Source organism: Paenibacillus sp. FSL L8-0663 (assembly GCF_038008125.1).
GTDB lineage: Bacteria > Bacillota > Bacilli > Paenibacillales > Paenibacillaceae > Paenibacillus > Paenibacillus polymyxa_D.
Genome location: NZ_JBBOYM010000001.1, coordinates 3,735,504 through 3,757,414, shown reverse-complemented (window position 1 = coordinate 3,757,414; position 21,911 = coordinate 3,735,504). Strand labels below are relative to the sequence as shown.

General features: G+C 46.9%; 20 protein-coding genes. All 20 read left to right on the top strand.

The features are described from left to right. Positions 1 to 18 precede the first annotated feature (18 nt). Positions 19 to 1,203, top strand: coding sequence for an exonuclease SbcCD subunit D (locus tag MKY75_RS16405; RefSeq protein WP_069010257.1), 1,185 nt, complete (start codon positions 19 to 21; stop codon positions 1,201 to 1,203). After that, complete coding sequence (locus tag MKY75_RS16400) at positions 1,200 to 4,595, top strand: SMC family ATPase (protein WP_340885954.1); 3,396 nt, start codon at positions 1,200 to 1,202, stop codon at positions 4,593 to 4,595. The genes MKY75_RS16405 and MKY75_RS16400 overlap by 4 nt, the downstream gene beginning before the upstream one ends. Positions 4,596 to 4,855: 260 nt before the next feature. After that, positions 4,856 to 5,260 (top strand): hypothetical protein, encoded by a 405-nt coding sequence (locus tag MKY75_RS16395; RefSeq protein WP_029517802.1) that lies wholly within the window; start codon positions 4,856 to 4,858, stop codon positions 5,258 to 5,260. A 328-nt stretch (positions 5,261 to 5,588) separates the two neighbouring features. Further along, positions 5,589 to 6,932, top strand: a complete 1,344-nt coding sequence (locus MKY75_RS16390) for an aminotransferase-like domain-containing protein (RefSeq protein ID WP_340885950.1) — start codon at positions 5,589 to 5,591, stop codon at positions 6,930 to 6,932. Between the two features lie 162 nt (positions 6,933 to 7,094). Continuing rightward, entirely contained in the window at positions 7,095 to 7,454 is a 360-nt protein-coding gene (locus MKY75_RS16385; RefSeq protein ID WP_025722131.1) for a histidine triad nucleotide-binding protein, read from the top strand. Between the two features lie 171 nt (positions 7,455 to 7,625). Next, positions 7,626 to 7,799 (top strand): 30S ribosomal protein S21, encoded by a 174-nt coding sequence (rpsU, locus tag MKY75_RS16380; RefSeq protein ID WP_005547957.1) that lies wholly within the window; start codon positions 7,626 to 7,628, stop codon positions 7,797 to 7,799. 16 nt (positions 7,800 to 7,815) lie between these two features. Further along, on the top strand, positions 7,816 to 8,259 hold the full coding sequence (locus MKY75_RS16375; RefSeq protein WP_013311146.1) for a GatB/YqeY domain-containing protein: 444 nt from the start codon (positions 7,816 to 7,818) through the stop codon (positions 8,257 to 8,259). Between the two features lie 279 nt (positions 8,260 to 8,538). Continuing rightward, positions 8,539 to 9,906 carry an NfeD family protein gene (locus MKY75_RS16370; protein WP_340885948.1) on the top strand — a complete coding sequence of 456 codons (1,368 nt, stop codon included), beginning with the start codon at positions 8,539 to 8,541 and terminating at the stop codon, positions 9,904 to 9,906. 43 nt (positions 9,907 to 9,949) lie between these two features. Beyond that, positions 9,950 to 10,951, top strand: coding sequence for a flotillin-like protein FloA (floA, locus tag MKY75_RS16365; protein ID WP_029517799.1), 1,002 nt, complete (start codon positions 9,950 to 9,952; stop codon positions 10,949 to 10,951). Between the two features lie 44 nt (positions 10,952 to 10,995). Beyond that, the gene (locus MKY75_RS16360) at positions 10,996 to 11,574 is read left to right on the top strand and encodes a hypothetical protein (RefSeq protein WP_069010261.1); all 579 of its coding nucleotides are present in this window, start codon (positions 10,996 to 10,998) and stop codon (positions 11,572 to 11,574) included. A 421-nt stretch (positions 11,575 to 11,995) separates the two neighbouring features. Then, entirely contained in the window at positions 11,996 to 13,405 is a 1,410-nt protein-coding gene (locus MKY75_RS16355; protein ID WP_165149027.1) for an amino acid permease, read from the top strand. A gap of 381 nt (positions 13,406 to 13,786) precedes the next feature. Next, on the top strand, positions 13,787 to 14,080 hold the full coding sequence (gene yqfC / locus MKY75_RS16350; RefSeq protein ID WP_029517796.1) for a sporulation protein YqfC: 294 nt from the start codon (positions 13,787 to 13,789) through the stop codon (positions 14,078 to 14,080). Then, positions 14,077 to 15,270, top strand: a complete 1,194-nt coding sequence (gene yqfD / locus MKY75_RS16345) for a sporulation protein YqfD (RefSeq protein WP_340885947.1) — start codon at positions 14,077 to 14,079, stop codon at positions 15,268 to 15,270. Before yqfC ends, yqfD begins: the two co-directional genes overlap by 4 nt. A gap of 6 nt (positions 15,271 to 15,276) precedes the next feature. Continuing rightward, the gene (locus MKY75_RS16340) at positions 15,277 to 16,248 is read left to right on the top strand and encodes a PhoH family protein (RefSeq protein WP_029517794.1); all 972 of its coding nucleotides are present in this window, start codon (positions 15,277 to 15,279) and stop codon (positions 16,246 to 16,248) included. 95 nt (positions 16,249 to 16,343) lie between these two features. Then, entirely contained in the window at positions 16,344 to 18,590 is a 2,247-nt protein-coding gene (locus MKY75_RS16335; RefSeq protein ID WP_340885945.1) for an HD family phosphohydrolase, read from the top strand. 55 nt (positions 18,591 to 18,645) lie between these two features. Further along, complete coding sequence (gene ybeY / locus MKY75_RS16330) at positions 18,646 to 19,143, top strand: rRNA maturation RNase YbeY (protein ID WP_029517792.1); 498 nt, start codon at positions 18,646 to 18,648, stop codon at positions 19,141 to 19,143. After that, positions 19,143 to 19,517 carry a diacylglycerol kinase family protein gene (locus MKY75_RS16325; protein WP_025722122.1) on the top strand — a complete coding sequence of 125 codons (375 nt, stop codon included), beginning with the start codon at positions 19,143 to 19,145 and terminating at the stop codon, positions 19,515 to 19,517. Before ybeY ends, MKY75_RS16325 begins: the two co-directional genes overlap by 1 nt. Before the next feature lie 49 nt (positions 19,518 to 19,566). Then, a complete protein-coding gene (gene era, locus MKY75_RS16320; protein WP_029517791.1) occupies positions 19,567 to 20,469 on the top strand; it encodes a GTPase Era in 903 nt (300 codons plus the stop codon). Positions 20,470 to 20,977: 508 nt separating this feature from the next. Continuing rightward, positions 20,978 to 21,115, top strand: coding sequence for a YqzL family protein (locus MKY75_RS16315; protein ID WP_080658633.1), 138 nt, complete (start codon positions 20,978 to 20,980; stop codon positions 21,113 to 21,115). A gap of 42 nt (positions 21,116 to 21,157) precedes the next feature. Next, positions 21,158 to 21,910 (top strand): DNA repair protein RecO, encoded by a 753-nt coding sequence (gene recO, locus MKY75_RS16310; RefSeq protein ID WP_340885943.1) that lies wholly within the window; start codon positions 21,158 to 21,160, stop codon positions 21,908 to 21,910. The last annotated feature ends 1 nt before the right edge of the window (position 21,911 follow it).

The following is a 21,911-nucleotide window of genomic DNA, read 5'->3' as shown; positions in this document are numbered from 1 at the left end:
AGGGAGAGGAGGAATAACATGCGGATTTTGCATACAGGTGATTGGCATTTGGGTCGCACGTTGGAAGGACGCAGCCGTTTGAAGGAGCAGGAGGCGTTTTTGGAAGAACTAGCGAAAATGGCTGACGATCAGCAGGCCGATTTGATTATGATGGCTGGAGACGTATACGACTCAGTCAATCCTTCAGCCGCAGCCGAGCAATTGTTTTATGAAACGTCTGCCCGTCTTACGGCTGGAGGAAGACCACTAGTCGTCATTGCGGGCAATCATGATCAGCCGGAAAGGGTATCCTCGGTCACACCACTGGTGAGCGGGCGCGGAATTACATTACTGGGACTGCCCCATGGGGAAGCGGTACGCGTTCGTACACCGCGAACGGGTGAAATGGCATGCATTGCAGCCTTGCCATATCCCTCCGAGTCTCGTCTAAACGAGCTATTGTCTGAGGACGGAGATGAAACAGTATTGCGCGAGGCATATAGCCGCCGTGTGGGCTTGCTGATGTCACAGCTAGGTACAGCATTTCGGCCTGACACCGTTAATTTGTCGATGAGCCATATTTATGTGCTCGGCGGGCTGGAGTCGGACTCGGAACGCCCGATTCAGGTCGGGGGGGCGTATACCGTAGATCCGTCTGCTTTGAGCATTGGGGCACAGTATACGGCTCTAGGACATTTGCATCGTCCCCAATATGTAAAAGGAGACGGGCTGATGCGTTATAGTGGCTCGCCGCTCGCTTATAGCTTTTCCGAAGCCGGACAAGCCAAATCGGTTACGTTAATTGACGTAGTTGCTGGCAAGCCTGCTCAGGTCGAGGAACTGTATATTACCAGTGGACGCCCATTAGTGAGGTGGCGCGCACGGGGAGGTCTGGAGGAAGTATATCGCTGGCTGGATGAAGGACTGGATGCCGATGCCTTTATTGATCTGGAAATTACGCTGGATGAAGCGATGTCGATGGGAGATATCCAGCGGCTGCGCAAAAGCCGTGAAGGCATCATTCATATTCGCCCTATGTATCCAGAAATGGCTGCCGCACAGTTGGAGCACCAACGATCAGAACTGCCAGTGCATGAGTTGTTCCGGGCATTCTATCAGCGGCAGACAGGCGGAGCACAGCCAGATGACGGATTAGTGCAGTTATTTCTGGAGCTGGTGGAACAGGATGATGCAAGAGATCACGCTGAGGAGGAGGACGCATGAAACCAATCCTTCTAAAACTGGCGGGGTTGCAAAGCTACCGGGAGTCGCAGGAAATTCGCTTTGACGATTTGACCGAAACTGGGTTGTTCGGAATTTTTGGCCCAACGGGTAGTGGAAAATCAACGCTGCTGGATGCCATTACGTTGGCTATGTACGGTAAAGTGGAGCGGGCAGTGAATGGTACACAAGGCATTATGAATCATGCCGAGGATACGTTGTCTGTTGCATTTACGTTTGAATTAATGTCAGCTCAAGGACCTCGTCGTTACCGTGTAGAACGACGTTTCAAACGTGCTGGAGGCGTATCGGTTAATAATACGCTTAGCCGTTTTATTGCGTTAACAGAGGATGGCGAGGAAGTGCTTGCCGATAAGGTGCAGGATGTGACGCGCTGTGTGGAGGAGTATATCGGCCTGAAAATGGACGATTTTACACGAGCTGTCGTATTGCCGCAGGGAAAGTTTGCGGAATTCTTGTCCTTAAAGGGCAGTGAACGCAGACAGATGCTACAGCGTTTGTTCCATCTGGAGAAGTACGGAGATCAACTTGCACAGAAGCTAAGCCGTCGTGTGAAAGATAACGATATCGCACTGAAAGCATTAGAGGCGGAGCAGCAAGGGCTGGGGGATGCGAGTGCTGAAGCACTTGAACATGTAGAGTTGCGTCTCAAAGAGGCGATTGCCAATGCAGAAGCTTCGCGTCGCGAGCTAGAGCGTGTCTCACGTGAATCGGAGGCGCTAAACAAAACCCGTGAGCTGGTCATCGAGCTCAGCCAAAGACTGAACGAGCTGGAGCAGTTGGCAGCACAGGAGCCGGGCATTGCTTTGCTGGAGCGTAAGCTTCGACAAGCAACTTCAGCCGAGGCATTGCTGCCTGCACTGACGGATTGGAAGGAAGCCATTGCTGAAGCGGAAAAACGGCATAAGACTGCCGAAGAAGTGGCAGTCCTGGCCGCTACCGCGCAGGAGGCTGCGCTTGTCTCTGCGCAAGCAGATGAGCAGGCCCGGCAAGCACTCAGTGCCGAAGAACCAAAGCTATTGCTTCGGATCGACCAACTAGAACAGGCACTTCAACTGGAGCGTGATACGGAAGCGTTGCGGACCGAACGGGACCGTCTGGCGGCCGAGCTTGGGCATAGCGAACAAATCCTTGCTGAACATGCAGAAGGACTCGCAAAGGAACAAGAGCTACAGACGCGAGGCTTGAAGCGACAGCAAGAGCTTCAACACGAGCTAAAGCAAAATGAAGTGCGGGCAGATGAGCGGCGTATGCTGCAAGAGGCTGTGCAACGGTTGCAACAGCTGGAAATCGCGAATGAGCAATTGCGTGAAGCTGAACTGGAGTACGTGACTCAGGAGAAACGGCTTGCGCAAGCTGACGAACGTCTAAAGCTGACGGACCAGGAGACACAGGAGACGGAGGCGCGGCGTTCTGCCCTTGCTGCACAGGCAGCTGATGGCATTGAGGCATTGCTGACGTTGGAGGCAGAGATCACCGCCGATATGTTGTCACTGGCCTCCGAGGAAGAACAAGTGCGCCATGAGCTCCGTGCCGAGGAGCTGGGCCGTCTCGCTCAGCATCTCGCTGCCGAGTTGCGCGAAGGCGAGCCGTGCGCAGTGTGCGGCTCGCTGCATCACCCCGCGCCTGCCGTTGCCGCGGCGCATAGCGCGGATGCCGCTGCGCCGGATGAGCTGCAACGCCTGCGTCTCGGTTTGCAGGAGCTGCGCCTCACACTGCGCCAGCAGTTGCACGAGCAACGCAGCTTGCTGGCGCAGCCCGCCACCGCAAACAGTGGCGCTGCCGCCACGGGCGAGCCTTTCACGCCTGCGGCAGCGCCAGCAGAGCCGCGTGGTGCCGCAGCATGGGCGGAGCGCTGCGCGGCGCTGGAACGTGCTGCAGCCGAGCTAGCCGCACGTGCGCATGCGCTGCCTGCCGAGGCACAGGCGCTGCGCGAAGCAGACGCCGCTGGACAGCAGCGGCGTATCCGTGCCGCCGCCGAGCAGGAGGCAGCAGCTGTAGCGCTGACGCAGGCACAGAGCAAGCGCGAGGCATGCATCACGCGCAGCGAGGGGCTGCGCGCCGAATGGGCGGCGCAGCTAACGGATGTCGCTCCGGACGAAGCCGCGGAGCGTTACCGCGCCATGCAGGAGCGCGATGGGCGCGCGGAAGAGCTGCGGTCCCGGCTGGAGACGAGTGTGACCTTCCTCGAAGAAAAGGCGGCGCGTGTTCAACAGATACAGCAGAGTATCATCGAGGAAGACAAAATCATTATTGCCCGTCGTACAGGGCTCCAAAGCAAAGATGATTCGCTTCGCGAAAAGCTAGCCCAGCTCCGAAAGTGGGTTGGAGATGGCCAAGCGGCTTCATTGCTGGAAGAAGCGACCTCGCGACTGTTGGGGCTGAAAAACAGAGCCGAAGCCGCGGCACGACAACGTACTGAAGCGGAAGAACGCAAGCAGCAAGCCGTTCATGCTTCACTGATTGCCCGGCAGGCCTCCGACTCGGCAGAAGAAAGACGTCAGATGGCAGAGTCCCGTTGGGGCAGTCGTCTGGAAGCCTCCTCTTTTGCTACGGAAGCAGAGGTTATGGAATGCTGCCTGGGACCGGAAGAAGCCGCACGCTATGAGCGTGAAGTGAGTTTACATCGAGAACGGGAAAAAGAGATGTCTTCCCGCTTAAAGCATGTCGAAGAGCAGCTGAATGGAGCAACGGTAACAGAGGAACAGTGGGAAGCGGCCACTGCACAGCTACGTGATTGCCGTGCACGCGATGAAGAGGCGCTTCAAAATCGCGCCAAGGCTGAGCGTGATTTAGAGGACTTGCAGCGTCGGCACGTCCGCTGGATGGAGCTGGATTCCAATCGTGTACATTTGCGTAGTGAAATGGAAAAAATGTCCAAGCTCCAGACTGTTTTTCGCGGCAATGCCTTTGTTGAATATATTGCTGAGGAGCAGCTCATGCAGGTCAGTCAATCGGCTTCACGCCGCCTGCGTTTTCTGACCAAGCAGCGATACGCGCTAGAGGTAGATTCCAGCGGTGGTTTTGTCATTAGTGATGATGCCAACGGTGGGGTCAAACGTCCGGTATCGACCTTGTCCGGTGGCGAAACGTTCCTGACCTCCTTGTCGCTTGCGCTTGCGCTGTCGGCTCAAATTCAATTGCGGGGCCAGTACCCTCTGCAATTTTTCTTTCTGGATGAAGGCTTTGGAACGTTGGACCCTGAGCTGCTTGACACGGTGATCACCTCACTGGAAAAGCTGCACCACGATCAATTGTCTGTTGGTGTGATTAGTCATGTGCCTGAACTACGGGCCCGTCTTCCGCGCAAGTTGGTTGTTCTTCCAGCAGAGCAGGCTGGAGGCGGATCACGTGTGGTTATGGAAACTTTTTGAAGTAATGTGATACAGGTCACAGATACAGTTTCAAACTATTGTTATAATACAGCCAAGCCGACAAGTTAATCATACAGCACCCCGGCGGACGTATGCTGCGGAAGAAATCTTCCCATCATACGTCCGTTCAGAGGGGCTCTGCCAAGAGCTCCCGGGGTGCTTCTTTTTTTGCAAGCCGGAATTCGCCCAATTTGATGTAGCAAATGGCCCGTTTTTGAATAACATACGGTATACATGCAAGAGCCTAGGAGGAAACAACCATGGAAAAAAGCATGACAACCGAAAAAGTTACAGCACCGGAACAGACGGATGCTAAAACACTATGTCAAAAGCATATGCATCGTTATGTATGCGTATGGGTGAAGGACGGGACAATGTATGATGGCATTGTAGAGCATGTGGATGATGAAAAGATATACTTAGCCGTTCCTATGGGTGGAGACGAGATGGAGAATGTCAATGTTAATCTCCCGTATCCGCCTAACAATTGTGGCTGCGGTTCCCGTGCTTATGGTGGCTATGCATCTTATCCTCCGTATCCGTATCCGTACCCGTATCCAGTACCTGCTTATGCATATGGGTTCCCCTACGGACGCCGTCGCTTTAATCGTTTGATTCTGCCACTTGCAGCGTTGACAGCGATCAGCTTGCTGCCTTATTACTAATCCTAATTTCTTAGTCGCCAGATATAGTGAATTCTCTGCTCTCTCCCGCCTACAGCTCTTGTACAGTACAAGTGACTTTAAGGCGCATCCATACATCATCACCATGCAAGGCTGTTTCTTCCTTTATGAAGAAACAGCCTCTTTTTCACGTAAACCATCCCAAATATGATCCAATAATTGAAACTGTATCAGTACAGTTCAATGAAATAAGGTATCCTGTCTATCTATAAACCATGGTAACATCTAGCGTGAAAGAAACATAAGACGGAATAAGCATGTAATGAAATGAGCATTTAATGAGTATGTAAAGAGCAGGTGGGTGGATATTGTGAAAAAATATGTATCAATTTTATTGGATATAGAGCTTAAAATTCGCGAGGGACAATATAAATCAGGTTACAAGCTACCGTCGGTCCGTGAGGCTTCAGAATTATATAGATGCAGCAAAAGCACGATTCTGCGGGCATATTCTGAACTTGAAAAGAAACACGCCATCTATTCCATACCGCAAAGTGGATACTATGTAGTGGAAAATTCGGGCGATTTACACCATAGTCATATGCAAGACTCCGTTGATTTTGCTTCGGCCTCCCCGGATTTAAATGTATTCCCTTATCTGGATTTCCAACATTGTTTGAATCAGGCTATTGATACCTACAAATATCATCTATTCACTTATGGCGATTCGCAAGGACTGGAAACACTGCGTCATACGTTGGTTTCCCATTTGGCTAATACTCAGGTGTTTGCAAAAATGGATCGGATTATCGTTACTTCGGGTGTTCAGCAGGCATTGGAGATACTCGCTAAAATGCCGTTTCCCAATGGCAAAGAAAAGGTTTTGGTCGAGCAGCCAAGTTACGATATTTATTTGCGCTTTCTGGAGGAAGAGAACATACCCGTCAGTACCATCGTCCGGACAGCGAAAGGTATGGATTTTCACGAATTGGAGAATCAATTTAAGAACGAGAGCATCAAGTTTTTTTATACCATGTCAAGATATCATAATCCATTAGGGATCTCATATAACACAGAGGAGCGAAAAGCGATAGCTGCTTTAGCCGCCAAATATGATGTGTACATCGTAGAAGATGACTATATGGCAGATTTGGGGGCCGATCATCTTTTTGATCCCATTTATGCATACGACCATTCGGACCATGTTATTTATTTGAAAAGCTTCTCGAAAATCATTTTCCCTGGCTTGCGATTAGGAGTTGCGGTATTGCCAGAAGCCCTATTAAAGTCGTTTAACGCTTATAAAAGATATGTCGACACATCTATGTTGTCTCAGGCGGCGCTTGATATTTATATTAAAAATGGAATGTATGAACGCCACAAGCACACGATATGTAAACTGTATTCGGAGCGCATTCGTACTCTGAACAAGGCCGTGGAACGATACAATCAGGCCGGATACGTTCAGACTTCAGCTGTAACCTCAGGAGTTTATATGCAGTTTAAACTGCCTCGGACAGTGAATTTGGAACGCTTGGTACAGTGTCTTTCTGCGAGGAACATCCAGGTTGTAGCTGGCAAAGGCTTTTATTTATCAGGCTATAGGGAACAAGAGAAGTTTTTGCGCATAAGTATTTCGCGCGCACAGCTGGATCAAATTGATGGAGGGGTGAAAGCCATTATAGAGGAAGTTAGTAAGGGAAACTGGTATTAAGACCCTTTTTCCGTTATGATACATATAGAAACATAAGTATAACCAAACATGGCTGTTTATGTTTCTATTCAGTGTGGGAAATACATAACTTTGAATGCCGAGAGCAAGGGGTGTTTGTGTCTATTTGCTTAGGATCGGCTCACTGCCAAAGGAGGGTTTTGAATGGACGATCTGTTTTTGAAAATTGTGGATGGAACCATCCCCAGCAAGAAGGTGTTGGAAACCGACAATGTGCTCGCATTTCATGACATCCAGCCTGCGGCACCAGTACACGTGCTCATTATTCCCAAAAAATATATTCCTTCAATGAACGCTGTGACGGAGGAGGATCTTCCTCTTATCGCGGAGATTCATCGTGTTGCGGTTGAGGTTGCGAAAAAGTTAGGAATCGCCGAGTCTGGTTATCGGTTGATTAACAACTGTGGCCCGGATAGTGGACAAGCGGTGGGGCATCTGCATTATCACTTACTGGGCGGCGCCAAATTGGGTGCCTTGACAGGTATTTCGGACTCACATTCTTAAAAAATGACAGAGCTTGTCTTTTCAGTAATACGGATGTGAATGGAGAAAAGTGGCCCTTTATGTATTCATTTTTTCTTATAGGTTGACACTTGGTTTCCGTTTCACCTATAATAAAATTTGATGAACCGTGTTATTGCTCTTGGACGGTCTGGTCGGAGGGAGGGAAAACTGGTGTCTGAAACTAAAGTTCGCAAAAACGAGACAATTGATGCTGCACTTCGTCGCTTTAAACGTTCCATTGCTAAGGATGGCGTATTGGCTGAGGTGAAGAAACGCAAGCATTATGAAAAGCCAAGCGTAAAGCGCAAGAAAAAGTCCGAGGCTGCTCGTAAGAGAAAGTTCTAGGAGGATCTAAGCAATCATGAATTTGAGCGAACGATTGAACGAAGATATGAAGCAAGCAATGAAGAGTAAGGACAAGTTCAAACTCTCCACCATTCGAATGGTTCGTTCTACGATTAAAAATCTTGAAATAGATTTGAAACGGGATTTGGACGACAACGAAGTGCTTGATATTCTGAGTCGTGAGATCAAACAGCGAAAAGATGCCCTCCATGAATTTGAAAAAGCCGGTCGTGATGAACTTGCGACAAGCACTAAAGCAGAAATAGAGATCATCGCTCAGTACCTTCCCGAACAACTTTCTGAGGAAGAAATTAAAGTTATTGTACAGCAGACCATCCAGGAAACCGGTGCTTCTTCGAAAGCCGAGATGGGGAAAGTAATGACGGCCTTGATGCCTAAGGTAAAAGGCCGCGCTGACGGTAAGCTCGTGAACCAAGCGGTTCAGCAATTTCTGCAATAAACCTGCGACAAACAGGAAAACACAACACCCTCTGTTTACAGAGGGTGTTATTTCTATATATGTGTTGCCTACCATAGAATGTAATGATGAGAAGGTACTTTTATGTAAGCGCTATTGTTAATTGTGTGAAACGTGATGTTTGTTGGGTGCGTAAAGTATTTGGCAGCCGTTAGGATTAGCAATATACCCAATAATTTCACATTAAATCCTGAAAACTGTATAGTTTGTCTAACAAAGTTTGGTATGCTGTAACATAGAGAGATCGAAAGGGGGAGAGAAATGCATAGAGAACATCGCCACTCCAGTCGCAAATGGATCCTTTTAACGTTGTGGATTATGGTATCCGTTTTGCTGTTGCCCTTAGTTCATTCCGAATCAGCGGCGGCCCAAACTAAAGGCGGAGCTGTGTTTGTTATACCAGTCGATCAGGAAATTGAGCATGGTCTGGGCAAATTTATGGAACGTGGATTTGCAGAAGCAGCAGATTCCAAAGCAGGTCTGATTTTACTGGATATTAACACTCCCGGTGGACGGGTAGATACAGCGGAGAAGCTGGGCAAACTGATTAAAGACAGTCCAATTCCGACCGTAGCCTATATAAGGGGCGAAGCGGCCTCAGCGGGTAGCTATATTGCGTTGAGCGCAAACAAGATTGTTATGAAACCGGGGAGTATTATCGGAGCAGCAGCGTTAGTAGACGGCGGGGGGCAGGCTATCACAGATCCAAAAACGATAGCCTGGTGGAAGAGTAGCATGGCATCTGCCGCAGAAGCTGGCGGACGTAATCCGGATATTGCCAGAGGTATGGTTGACTCTAAAACGACCATATCTATTCCTGAGATGAACTTTAACAAGGAAAATGGTCAGATCATTTCTTTAACCAGTGAGGAAGCGCTGAAGTTGGGTTATGCGGATCACATCGCGTCTTCCGAACAAGAGGTTATTCAGTGGATGGGTTACAGCACGGATGATGTCATCCATGTGGAGCGAACATGGGCTGAAAAAGCAGCCGAGATATTGACCAACCCAATTGTACAGACGTTGCTTTTATTTATCGGTATCGCAGGTATTGTTATTGAGTTGATCGTACCCGGTTTTGGTGTACCGGGAATTTTGGGCATACTCGGATTTGGTTTGTATTTTTTCGGCAATTATATCGCTGGTTTTGCAGGTTCGGAGACGTGGTTGTTGTTTATTATCGGTCTGGCTCTGCTTATACTTGAAATGTTCATCCCGAGTTTTGGTATTTTGGGCATTCTGGGTTCCGTCAGCCTTGTCGCCGGAGTTGTTCGTGCAGCATACAACATGCAGCATGCGTTTATATCTTTGGGCATTGCCTTTGCAGCTGCGGTTGCCGTGGTAGCGATCATCGCGGTTGTATTCAAGGACCGAGGGATATGGAACCGTTTTATACTTAAAGAAAGTTTAACGGCTGAACAAGGTTTTTCTTCAGTTGTGAACCGGGAAATGCTATTAGGTCAAAGGGGTGTCAGTCTGACTCCACTTCGTCCAGCCGGAACGGTGCTGATCGCTGATGAGCGAGTCGATGTTGTAACGAACGGCGAGTTTATTGCTACAGATATGCCGATTATAGTATCCAAAGTAGAAGGCGGGCGAATTGTGGTCAAGGCAGACACTAGCGTCTAAACAAGCAAATAACAAAGAATTAGATTAATGGAGGATGATGCGAGTGTTCGAATCGGGTATTGTCAGCGTTTTGCTGATTGCCGTTGTAGTGATTATTGTATTGAGCGTATTTTTTAGTTTCTTCCCGGTGATGCTGTGGATTTCAGCATTGGCTTCGGGTGTGCGCATTGGCATCATTACGCTGGTAGCTATGCGCTTACGGCGCGTCACGCCAAGCCGAATTGTCAATCCGCTCATTAAGGCAACCAAGGCGGGTCTGGGCTTGAACATCAACCAGCTGGAAAGCCACTTTCTCGCAGGAGGGAATGTAGACCGAGTGATCAATGCGTTGATTGCTGCGCAGCGTGCTAACATTCCGCTTGAGTTTGAACGTGCGGCAGCGATTGATCTTGCTGGACGGGATGTTCTGCAAGCGGTCCAAATGAGCGTTAATCCGCGTGTTATTGAGACACCTATTGTTGCTGCGGTCGCCAAGGATGGTATTGAAGTGAAGGTTAAAGCTCGTGTTACGGTGCGTGCCAACATTGATCGACTTGTTGGGGGTGCTGGAGAAGAAACGATTATTGCACGGGTCGGTGAAGGTATTGTTACGACCGTAGGTTCCAGTAACTCGCATAAGGACGTGCTGGAGAACCCGGATTCAATTTCAAGAACCGTATTGTCCAAAGGTTTGGATGCCGGGACAGCATTTGAAATCCTGTCCATTGATATTGCGGACGTTGATGTAGGTAAAAATATTGGTGCTTTTCTGCAAACAGAGCAGGCGGAAGCCGACAAACGTATTGCGCAGGCAAAAGCGGAAGAGCGGCGTGCGATGGCTGTAGCGCAGGAGCAGGAAATGAAGGCACGTGTTGTAGAAATGAGAGCACGCGTGGTGGAATCCGAATCCGAAGTACCGCTGGCAATGGCTGAAGCGCTACGCGGCGGGAAGCTTGGTGTCATGGACTATATGAATTTGAAAAATATTGAGGCGGATACGCAAATGCGTGGCTCCTTAGGCAAACCGAATGAGAACTCGGGGAATGACAACAAAAACCGGGATTAATAACGGGACATAGCCGATGAATTACGGCAGCTAGGTGGTGAGTAATGAACTTTATCAGCTGGATCTTTGAACATTTGTATATCCTGATCGTGATTGGCTTTGCTTTGGTGTCCTTTTTGGGGAAAAGCATCCAAGGTACAGGGCGGAAATCACCGCCGCGAAAAGGTATGCCTACCTTTGGTGGTGATCATGGTTCTCGTGGACCCTCGACGTCATCCAGACCCTTCACAATGGAACATGGGCAAGAGCAACGTCAGCAGGATATTGCTGGAGAGTTGCAACGTCAATTTCCTAATGAACGACGGACGGTTATGGAAGCTCGTCGCATAGAAGAAATGGGCGATCGGTCGGAAACCGAAGAACGGATGGACCGGGATTTATTAGATAATGGTTCGACTCTAGAGGACCGGATCCGTGCTATGGAAGAAGAACGAAAAATGGTTTTAGCCCGTCTCGATCGTATATCCAATGCGAGGGAGTCAGGGGAAATTACAGATGCGCCAGAGATAGCTTCGCAAGACCGTAATACGGTGGATACGGCTGATCTGCGCAGAGGTGTGATTTGGGCAGAAATATTAGGTCCTCCACGTTCCAAGCGCTACATGGGTGGAGGAAGACGTTAAAATGATAGTGGATCCGTCACGGCTTTGGCTGTGGCGGATCTTTTTTTGTGATGCTTTAGGAATACATAACCATGCTCGGAATAAAAAGTGAATTAACGACAAATGCTCTAATTACCTGACAACGAATGTGATAATCCCTTGTGTGCTCTAGCTTTCTCACATTTGTTGTCATCTAAAATGGTGGCATTTTGTCTAATTTAGCGCCTCATTTATGAAAATATATTCCTGAAAAATGATCAAATGTAACAATATGAATGGAGCTTTCCGAAAGCAGTTTTCATTTTTTCTTTTTTATATATAATGTTCTCAATGATAGATACTTATGAAATTCACTCCAATTTTACCTAAAATTTTATTTATATCGAGGTGATACAACAAGGTTATAAAAATGGAAAAATTAATTTTTAGGAGGATGGGATCGATGGGAAATAGCTTGTTTAGAAAGAAAAGCATTGATCAGTTGATTGCCGCTACGCGAGGGGAAAAAGCACTCAAAAGGGAGCTGGGTGCGTTTGATTTAACGATGCTTGGAATTGGAGCCATTATCGGAACGGGAATTTTTGTGTTGACAGGTACAGGAGCAGTTACGGCTGGTCCAGGCTTGGTTCTTTCTTTTGTGATTGCGGGACTCGCGTGTTTATTCGCAGCATTGGCTTATGCGGAGTTTGCATCCACCGTTCCAGTATCCGGTTCTGTTTACACCTTTACATATGCTACGATGGGGGAGCTATTGGCCTTTATTATTGGATGGGATTTAATTTTGGAATACATGCTGGCAGCCAGCGCCGTTTCCGCAGGTTGGTCGGGTTACTTTGTATCATTTTTGAACGGAATTGGCCTTCACATTCCGCTTGAATTCACTGCCGCACCGGGGGCTTTGAAAGACCAAACTACTTATTTTAATCTCCCAGCTTTTTTAATTTTGATGGGTATCACGTTCTTGCTTTATTTAGGGATAAAAGAATCAAAACGGATAAACAACATCATGGTAATCATAAAAATTGTTGTTATTTTATTATTTATCATTGTTGCTTTTAGATATGTGAAGCCGGATAATTGGACACCGTTTATGCCGTTTGGGTTCAGTGGGGTGTTTGGAGCCGCAGCTCTTGTGTTTTTTTCTTTTATTGGTTTTGATGCTGTTTCATCAGCGGCTGAAGAAACTAAAAATCCCACTACTAATTTACCGCGAGGCATTATTTTCTCTCTCATTATTTGTACGTTTTTGTATGTCATTGTTAGCGCGATTATGACTGGTATAGTACCGTTTATGCAATTTGAAGGTATCTCTCACCCCGTGTCATTGGTATTGCAGGTTGCAGGCCAGAACTGGGTTGCAGGTATTGTAGATATAGGAGCCATCTTAGGGATGACAACGGTCATGCTGGTAATGCTCTATGGTCAAACTCGTATTATGTTTGCTATGTCACGTGACGGCTTAGTCCCCAAAGTATTATCCAAGGTTCATTCCAAATACAAAACGCCCTACATTAACACGTTGTTTTTCGGCACTTTATCTGCATTAATGGGTGGACTGATTCCGCTGGATGAGTTAGCAAGTTTGGTGAACATTGGAACCTTGTCAGCATTTATTCTGATTTCGGTCGCCGTTATCGTTATGAGAAAAACACAACCTGACTTGCCAAGGGCCTTCCGATGTCCTGGAGTTCCGTATATCCCGATCCTGGCTATCGTTTCATGTGGGGTGCTCATTCTTAATTTGAATGGCCAGACATTTATTCGCTTTATTATTTGGCTTGTCATTGGTATGGCTGTTTACTTCTTATACTCTAGAAAAAACTCTCTTTTAAATCGAGATAGCGAAAAATAACCGTGTCATTTAATGAAATTCAAAAGAAGACAACCTTTGTTTTCAATATGAAAATGAGGTTGTCTTTTTTGTTGTGAATTTTGAAAGGACACATCTTTTTCCTCTGCAATATAGTAGCTACTACGAATTGTAAGTTTAGCCTCATAAATGCCGCGACTGGATCATAAAATGTACAGTACAGATATCTGTGGCGCTGGTGTAATGGTGTTCACTGATAATAAGAATATAAGATGGAAAGCCAGCAGCGTAGCTGCCTTGAAACATCTATGGGTACCGGATGGCAATAACAGAAGATGAAAAAATAGCAGCGTGCTGTCATCAAAACAACTCTAAGCCGTTGGATAACAAATATTTTGATGACAGGAAGGGAGATTTCGCCGTATGAGCAGGATGAGCCGCAAACTGCGAAAGTGGGCCAGCGAGACGCTGGAGCTTCCGCAGGACATTCTATTTGACCTGCCGCGGTTAACCCTCATCGGCAGCCGTCAGCTTTATGTGGAGAATCACCGGGGCGTGGTGGATTTCACGCCGGATCAGCTCGTACTTGCACTTGCGCAAGGCAGGCTGAGGGTGTCCGGCCATGATCTAGTCATTACGTCTATTCTGCCAGAGCAGGTAAGTGTGGAGGGACATATAACGGATATCCAAATGGAAGGAACGGAGGAAGGCTCGTGAAACATCCTGCTTTAGCAAAGCTGCGTGGTACGGTTACCCTTGCTATCAAGGGCGAAAGTGTGGAAGCTTTCATTAATTTACTCACCGATCACCATTTACCTGTGTGGAACGTGCGGCCGATGGGTACTAGACATGCAGAAATGAATCTTCTACTGCCGCACGTCTTCCTCCTACGCCCGCTTTTGAGAAGGACAGGCTGTAAAATGCATGTTCTGAAGCGGCAAGGGCTTCCCTTTACTGCTGCACGACTTGCCAAACGTAAGTTTTTCCTGGCTGGATTGGCTTTGTTCTGGATAGGTCTCCTGCTGATGTCTTCACTTATCTGGGACATTGAAGTAAAGGGGAATGATAAACTATCGACGGAATCCGTTCTCAAAGCCGCTCGACAGGAGGGTCTGTATCCATTTCAATGGAGCTTTCGTCTATCCAGTCAAGACAAGCTTTCACGTGCGCTCATGCAGAAGCTTCCAGAAGCATCCTGGATCGGTGTGGAAAAGCAGGGTACTTTGGTGACGATTCAGGTTGTTGAAGCTTCACAGCCTACCCCTGCGCCGCTCTACAGCCCTCGTCATATCATTAGTAAGGCAGATGCGGTAGTTACTGAAATTTTTGCCGAGCAGGGTCGTCCTGTCGTGCATAAAAATACGCGTGTCAAAAAAGGAGCCATCCTCATCTCTGGAACGCTTGGAGATGAGGAGAACCAACAGCAGGTCGTAGCCAAAGGAGAGGTTAAGGGTCTTGTATGGCATGAATACGAAATTAGCAGTCCCATGATGCAACGCAGCAGCACGTATACAGGTACCAGTCACGACCGCTTATATCTGGTATTAGGCAACCGTGCGATACAATTATGGGGATATGGGAAAATACCTTATTCTACACATAAAACAACAGTTGAACATGATCCGCTAACATGGCGTTCCTACAAACTTCCGGTGGGTTGGATGACCGAAAGTGTGAGAGAGACAAAGATACAGGAGCAGAAGCTTACGGAAGCAGAAGCGAAAATGTCAGGTTTAGAAGGCGCGCGAGCTGATATTTTAGCTAAATACGGCAAAGGAACGAAAATAATGAGCCAAAAAATTTTGCATGAGAAGAGAGAGAATGGTAAAGTTTATATGAAAGTGCTTTTTGAAGTGGAGCAGGATATTGCGGAAGAACTTCCGTTAGTTCATAACCAAGGAGAATGAGGCTATTTGGCAGAACAACAACGCAGCATACAAATTGCATTGAACAATGCGGGAGAAGGACAGGCGTTATTTGGCCCGCAGGATTCCTTTTTGAAATTAATCGAAGCAGCTATTCCCGCAAAAATAGCATCTCGTGAGGCAGAAGTTAATGTTTTTGGTAATGCTCACGAGGTGGAAGTGCTCGAACAATTGTTCGACGTATTACTCCAGTTAATTCGCAATGGGTATATACTGACCGAAAGGGATGTCCATTATGCGATTGAACTGGCAAAAGATTTGCGCGCTGATCAGCTGCTCGATTTGTTCAAGGGTGAAATTACGACGACGTTCCGGGGTAAACCGATTCGCGTCAAAACGATTGGACAAAAGCACTATGTAACCACGATTAAGAAACGCGATATTGTATTTGGAATTGGCCCGGCGGGTACTGGTAAAACCTATCTGGCTGTAGTGCTGGCCGTAGCTGCCCTGAAGGAAGGTTCAGTCAAGCGCATTGTACTGACTCGTCCTGCGGTGGAAGCAGGTGAAAATTTAGGTTTTTTACCAGGGGATTTACAGGAAAAGGTTGATCCGTATTTACGCCCATTGTATGATGCCCTATACGATGTGATGGGCCCAGAGCAGACTGCAAAGGCACTGGAGCGCGGATTAATAGAAATTGCACCTTTGGCTTATATGCGGGGACGTACGCTGGATGACTCTTTTATTATTTTGGACGAAGCGCAAAACACTACACCCGAGCAAATGAAAATGTTTTTGACTCGACTTGGCTTCGGCTCCAAAATGGTCATTACCGGCGATGTCACGCAAATTGATTTGCCTCGTGGCAAAAAATCCGGTCTGATTGAAGCAAATGCGATTTTACAAGGGATTGAGGAAATAGGCTTTGTCCAGTTTGCAGAAGAGGATGTTGTCCGTCATTCCCTGGTTCAAAAAATTATTGTTGCTTATGACCGAGTTGCCGAAAATCAAGGATAGTCATTCAATCACGAGTATGTCGTGTACGACCAGAAAAAGTATAAAATGAGCAGTGTAGCTGCCTTGAAAAAGATGATGGAGAGGGATTGTTTTAGATGATCTCGAAGGAATTATCTAAAGGGAAAACGTTCCAGCATAGAATGAATGGATGGAAGTATAGCGTGGCGACACGCTATCTTCTGTTTTTATTTTTGGTGGTTCTTTTTTATGTAGGCTTTGCGTCCAAGCTGCTTCCCGAGCGTTATGATATTCGGGTAAATCAACCGAGTGAAAAGGAAATTGTCGCCCCGATGCAGCTTCCTAACAGTAAGGCGACTTTGAAGGCTCAAGAGGAATCAGCTGAACGTGTGCAGCCCATGTATACCATTGTGCCCGTTCGCAACGATAACCTGATTACTGGTATTTTGGATCGAATTGAACGGCTCAATCAGGATGACCAGGTCTCCAGAGCAGATAAGATTTCGATTTATAAGGATGAGATTCCGCAACGTGCACGGGAATTTGTACAAAATTTTGTGAATAACAGCCGTAATGCGGATGCCTACCCAGATAAGTTGCTGGATGAAGTGCTGGAAAAAACGAAAGAGCAAACGTACCGAATTCCAGAGGAGACATTCATTAAAATTCCGCGCCTTACATCTGAGGATATTGCTGAAATGCGGCCTGTTGCCCGTGAGATTGTGACAGGGTTGATGAATGATCAAATTACGGATGCTCAGACAGCCCGAGCGAAAGTAGCTGAGCGGGTTAGTACAAGCTCGCTTACTAAGCGTACTTCACGGGAGGTTGTTCAGGAACTTGCAAGGCTTGTGATTACCGCCAACAAGTTTTATGATGATACAGCTATGAAGGACGCAAAGGTACAGGCTCGTGAAGATACACCGACGGTTTACATTAAACAGGGTGAAGTACTCGTCAAGAAGGGTGAGATTATTACCCAGGAAATCTATACACTGCTTGATGAAAATGAATTGCTCAAGGATAAAATCAATTATTGGCCACAATTTGGACTGCTGATGCTGTCTATGATGCTGGCATTGGGCCTGTTTATGTATATTCGTCAATTTCAATCACGAACACGAAACTTCAAGTATAATAATGCGCAGTTGCTCATGCTAGTATTAATCTTTGTGATAACAGTTGGAGCAATGATGTTAATTTCCATACTGCAGAACAATGAACGTTCCTATCTCGGCTATCTGGCGCCTATCGCGCTTGGAGCTATGCTTGTAACGCTGTTGCTTGATATGTCGTTGGCTTTCGTATGTGCCGTTATATTCAGTATATTGGCAAGTGTTATTTTGAATGTCCGTCAGGGACAAATTTTCGACTTTAATTTTGGATTTTTTGCTATTGTGGTCTGTCTGGCAGCGATTTTCTCTACTCATCGAGCCAGCCAGCGTTCAACACTGTTCAAAGGGGCGATTATGGTATGCCTGTTCGGTGCCCTGTCTGTTTTTTCTCTGGCACTGATTGACCAAGGGAATTGGACTCAAACGACGACGCTCTATGGGGTAGCTTTTGCTTTTGCAGGTGGTCTGATAACAGCAATACTTGTTATTGGGCTAATGCCATTTTTTGAGTCTACCTTTGGTATCTTGTCGGCACTGAAGCTTGTTGAGCTGTCAAATCCCAATCATCCATTGCTCCGCAAGCTGCTTACGGAGACACCGGGAACGTATCATCATAGTGTAATGGTGGGTAATCTGTCAGAGGCCGCAGCGGAGGCTATAGGGGCAAACGGCTTGTTGTGCCGGGTTGGTTCGTATTATCATGATATTGGTAAAACCAAGAGGCCTTCGTACTTCATTGAAAATCAAAATGGGTTGGAAAATCCACATGATACAATAGAGCCCAAGCTGAGCAAATCCATCATTATCGCCCATGCTCGTGACGGCGTGGAAATGCAATTGGATTACAAGCTACCCAAGCCCATTCGCGACATTGCCGAGCAGCACCACGGAACGACATTCTTACACTATTTTTATCACAAGGCGTTGCGCGAAGCTGAAGAGCGGGGGGTGGAGCCTGACTTCACGGAGGATGATTTCCGTTATCCGGGACCGAAGGCTCAGTCTAAAGAGTCTGCTGTGGTGGGAATTGCTGATAGCGTGGAGGCAGCAGTTCGTTCCTTACGGAAGCCGACAGTGGAACAAGTGGAATCCATGATTGAGAAAATTATTAAGAGCCGTCTTGATGATCACCAATTCAACGACTGCGAGCTGACCATGCGGGAGCTTGATATCGTGGCTCAAACCCTCAAGGAAACAGTAATGGGGATTTTTCATTCCCGTATTGAGTATCCGGAGGAAAGGCCCAAGTCTGAAAACGGAAAAGCTTAATATAACTTGTGCATGAAGTACGGTTAGAGCACTAGAATTAAAAGGAGCGGTTGGCATGGGCCTTCAATTAGCTTGGAATAATGAACAAAACGATATGGTAATTAACGAATCCTTGATTACGCTGCTGAACACCTTATTAGAGGAGGCAGGCAAAGTGGAAGGAGTCACTGACGGTGAGGTAGCCCTTACCTTCGTTAATGATGAGCAAATTCATGAGTTGAACAGGGACTATCGGGGAATTGATCGTCCCACCGATGTGTTGTCTTTTGCTATGAAGGAAACACTGGATGAAGAGCTTGAAATTATTTACGAACCGAATGATGAAAATTCATTGAATGATGTACCTGATGTTTTGGGGGATATTATAATCTCTGTACAAACAGCGCAAGCTCAGAGTGAAGAATACGGACATTCGATTGAGCGTGAAATCGGTTTTTTGTTTGTTCACGGCTTTCTTCATCTGTTAGGCTATGATCATCAGGATGATGTGAGTGAAGCTGAAATGATGGGCAAACAGGAAGCTGTACTGGCTCAAGCGGGGTTGACAAGGTAATGAGACGTCAGCCTTGGAGAATGACTTTTCGCTATGCGGCAGAAGGCGTGATGTACGCTCTGCGTACGCAAGTAAATATGCGGATACATGTGGCCGTGGCGCTCCTTGTCATTGTAGCAGGCTTAACTCTGCACATCTCCCGGCTCGACTGGTTATTCGTCTGCGTGGCTATCGCTATAGTCATTGTAGCCGAACTGTTCAACACCGCTGTTGAAGCAGCGGTGGATCTCATCTCACCTGATATTCATCCGCTGGCCAAAGCGGCTAAAGACACCGCCGCCGGAGCCGTGCTCCTGGCAGCGGTTTTTGCTGTAATTATTGGTATATTTGTGTTTTATAGGCCTATGTTGACGTTAATTAGTTCGCTGTTTTAATGGAAAAACCAAAATAAAATAGGTGCTTAATCGCGCTGGAGGAAATGAAATGGCTAAGAAACACTTTAAATCAGGCTTTGTCGCAATTGTTGGCAGACCTAATGTCGGAAAATCAACACTGATGAACCACGTCATTGGGCAGAAGATCGCCATTATGTCAGACAAGCCACAAACTACACGCAACAAAATTCACGGCGTATTTACTACAGAGGACACGCAAATTGTATTTTTGGATACACCCGGGATTCATAAGCGTCAGTCAAAATTAGGCGATTACATGAATCAGACTGCTTTTAATACGTTGGGTGAAGTAGAAGCGGTACTTTTTCTTATTGACGCTGCTGAAGGTCTAGGCGGTGGCGACCGTTTTATTGCGGAACAGCTTAAACAAGTAAAAACGCCAGTTATTTTGGTGCTGAATAAAATTGATCGTATTGAGCCAGAAGCATTGTTACCCCTGATTGAGCAGTATCGCAAGTTGTACGACTTTGCAGAAATCGTACCCATCTCGGCCAAAATGGGCAACAATGTAAACACCCTGCTGGAGCAGGTGCAAAAATACTTACCAGAAGGTCCGCAATATTATCCGGATGATCAAATTACCGATCATCCAGAACAGTTTGTCATTGCCGAGCTGGTGCGTGAAAAAATTCTGCATATGACACGTGAGGAAGTACCCCATTCTATTGCGGTTATGATTGAAGACATGAAAGTGCAGGATAATGGTGTAGTGCATATTATGGCTGTTATTTTTGTAGAACGTGACTCCCAGAAGGGGATTATTATCGGCAAACAGGGAGCCATGCTCAAAGAAGTGGGCAAACAGGCACGCCAGGATATCCAAAACCTGTTAGGCTCCAAGATTTTCCTGGAACTTTGGGTTAAGGTCAAAAAAGACTGGCGCAACCAGGAACGCGTCCTTCGTGACCTTGGCTTTCATCGCGACGCTTAAAAACAGAACTCAATTCTACGTCACTTTAGTTCAAGGGTTTATTGAGGTTAAAAATTGATATTAAATAAATATGTATAGTTGTAGTAAGCATCATAAAAAAGCCGTCCCGATCTCTTGGCTGAGATAGTAATAGTCTCCTGATCATTTAAAGCGCCGCGTATGTGCGGCGCTTAACTTCTTGCTCTTTTTATCCTTTTCTTCCAGCGATGAAATAGGTGTGCTTTAAAAAAGGCCTTGTATGCACGATGTAGCGGAGCGAAGGATTTGAATCTGAAGAAGCGATAGCGTTCGCCTTTACCCCCGAATTTAACCCTTTGTATGTTTTACATTCAAATAAATTCGGGGGTAACAGCGATCGTAAGATCAAATCATTTGCGAAGCGTATTCCATTCTACATACAGCAGCCTTTTTTAACGCAATCCATTTATTTCATCGCATACTTCCCTTCTCTTCGCATCATCCTAATTTTGAGATGCAAACGTCATTTCCGAAGAGAGGATGAATACGATTGCGAGATTTTTCGTGGAAGTATTTTGCGATGACTGGAGATGTCGGTGCGTATCTGTTATACCGGGAGAGCGCCATGACAAGGGAGCAAGATACGGATGAAGGAGAGTCGGACGAGCATGAAGAAGCCCGTGAATAGTACAAGCCACTGGCTTCTTCGCGAATGTTTGGGGGAAGAGGCATGCTTTACAGGGTGGAAGGAATCGTCATCCGCAGCATGGATTACGGTGAGGGGAACAAAATTATTACGCTTTGCACCGAAAGCGGAGGTAAAGCAGGCGTGCTGGTCAGAGGTGCAAAAAAGTCCAAAAGCCGTCACGCTGCTTTAACGCAGCCGTTTACGTACGGTGAATTCGTTTTTTTTCGAAACACAGGCTTAGGCACGTTGAATGCCGGTGAAATCATCCAATCCCACCATACATTACGCGAGGATATTACTAAGGCTGCTTACGCTTCTTATGCTTGTGAATTACTCGATCGGGTGTTACAGGATGAGGAAACAGGTGCATTCTGGTTTAGGCAGCTTAAAGCATGTTTGGAGGCGCTGGAGAGTGGCAAAGATCCGCTGATTGTCATGAGTATTTATGAATTTAAAATATTGCAGGCGGCCGGATATGCTCCTCAGCTTGATGCATGTATTTCAAGTGGTCAACAATGTGCTGATGAGGATATGTTCGTCAGTCCGAGGCTGGGCGGAGTTTTGTGTCGGAGCTACAAGCATTTTGATCCAGCTGCATTAAGCGTGACTCCACGTACACTGAAGTTGCTGCGCTTGTTCGCCAGAATGGATTTGAATCGGCTCGGCAACATTGACGTGAAGGACTCCACTAAGCTGGAGATCAAACATGTCATGCGTCAGTTCATGGATATGCAGTTGGAGGTCAAGCTAAAATCCCGCAATTTTTTGGATCAGCTCGACAAGTACGATATGTGAA

What these genes read in the sequence shown, in the direction of transcription:
- era (WP_029517791.1), top strand. Translation starts at nt 19,567, where the DNA reads ATGGCTAAGAAACACTTTAAATCAGGCTTTGTCGCAATTGTTGGCAGA.
- MKY75_RS16375 (WP_013311146.1), top strand. Translation starts at nt 7,816, where the DNA reads ATGAATTTGAGCGAACGATTGAACGAAGATATGAAGCAAGCAATGAAG.
- yqfC (WP_029517796.1), top strand. Translation starts at nt 13,787, where the DNA reads ATGAGCAGGATGAGCCGCAAACTGCGAAAGTGGGCCAGCGAGACGCTG.
- MKY75_RS16335 (WP_340885945.1), top strand. Translation starts at nt 16,344, where the DNA reads ATGATCTCGAAGGAATTATCTAAAGGGAAAACGTTCCAGCATAGAATG.
- recO (WP_340885943.1), top strand. Translation starts at nt 21,158, where the DNA reads ATGCTTTACAGGGTGGAAGGAATCGTCATCCGCAGCATGGATTACGGT.
- MKY75_RS16395 (WP_029517802.1), top strand. Translation starts at nt 4,856, where the DNA reads ATGGAAAAAAGCATGACAACCGAAAAAGTTACAGCACCGGAACAGACG.
- MKY75_RS16325 (WP_025722122.1), top strand. Translation starts at nt 19,143, where the DNA reads ATGAGACGTCAGCCTTGGAGAATGACTTTTCGCTATGCGGCAGAAGGC.
- MKY75_RS16360 (WP_069010261.1), top strand. Translation starts at nt 10,996, where the DNA reads ATGAACTTTATCAGCTGGATCTTTGAACATTTGTATATCCTGATCGTG.
- MKY75_RS16385 (WP_025722131.1), top strand. Translation starts at nt 7,095, where the DNA reads ATGGACGATCTGTTTTTGAAAATTGTGGATGGAACCATCCCCAGCAAG.
- ybeY (WP_029517792.1), top strand. Translation starts at nt 18,646, where the DNA reads ATGGGCCTTCAATTAGCTTGGAATAATGAACAAAACGATATGGTAATT.
- MKY75_RS16355 (WP_165149027.1), top strand. Translation starts at nt 11,996, where the DNA reads ATGGGAAATAGCTTGTTTAGAAAGAAAAGCATTGATCAGTTGATTGCC.
- MKY75_RS16370 (WP_340885948.1), top strand. Translation starts at nt 8,539, where the DNA reads ATGCATAGAGAACATCGCCACTCCAGTCGCAAATGGATCCTTTTAACG.
- MKY75_RS16400 (WP_340885954.1), top strand. Translation starts at nt 1,200, where the DNA reads ATGAAACCAATCCTTCTAAAACTGGCGGGGTTGCAAAGCTACCGGGAG.
- MKY75_RS16405 (WP_069010257.1), top strand. Translation starts at nt 19, where the DNA reads ATGCGGATTTTGCATACAGGTGATTGGCATTTGGGTCGCACGTTGGAA.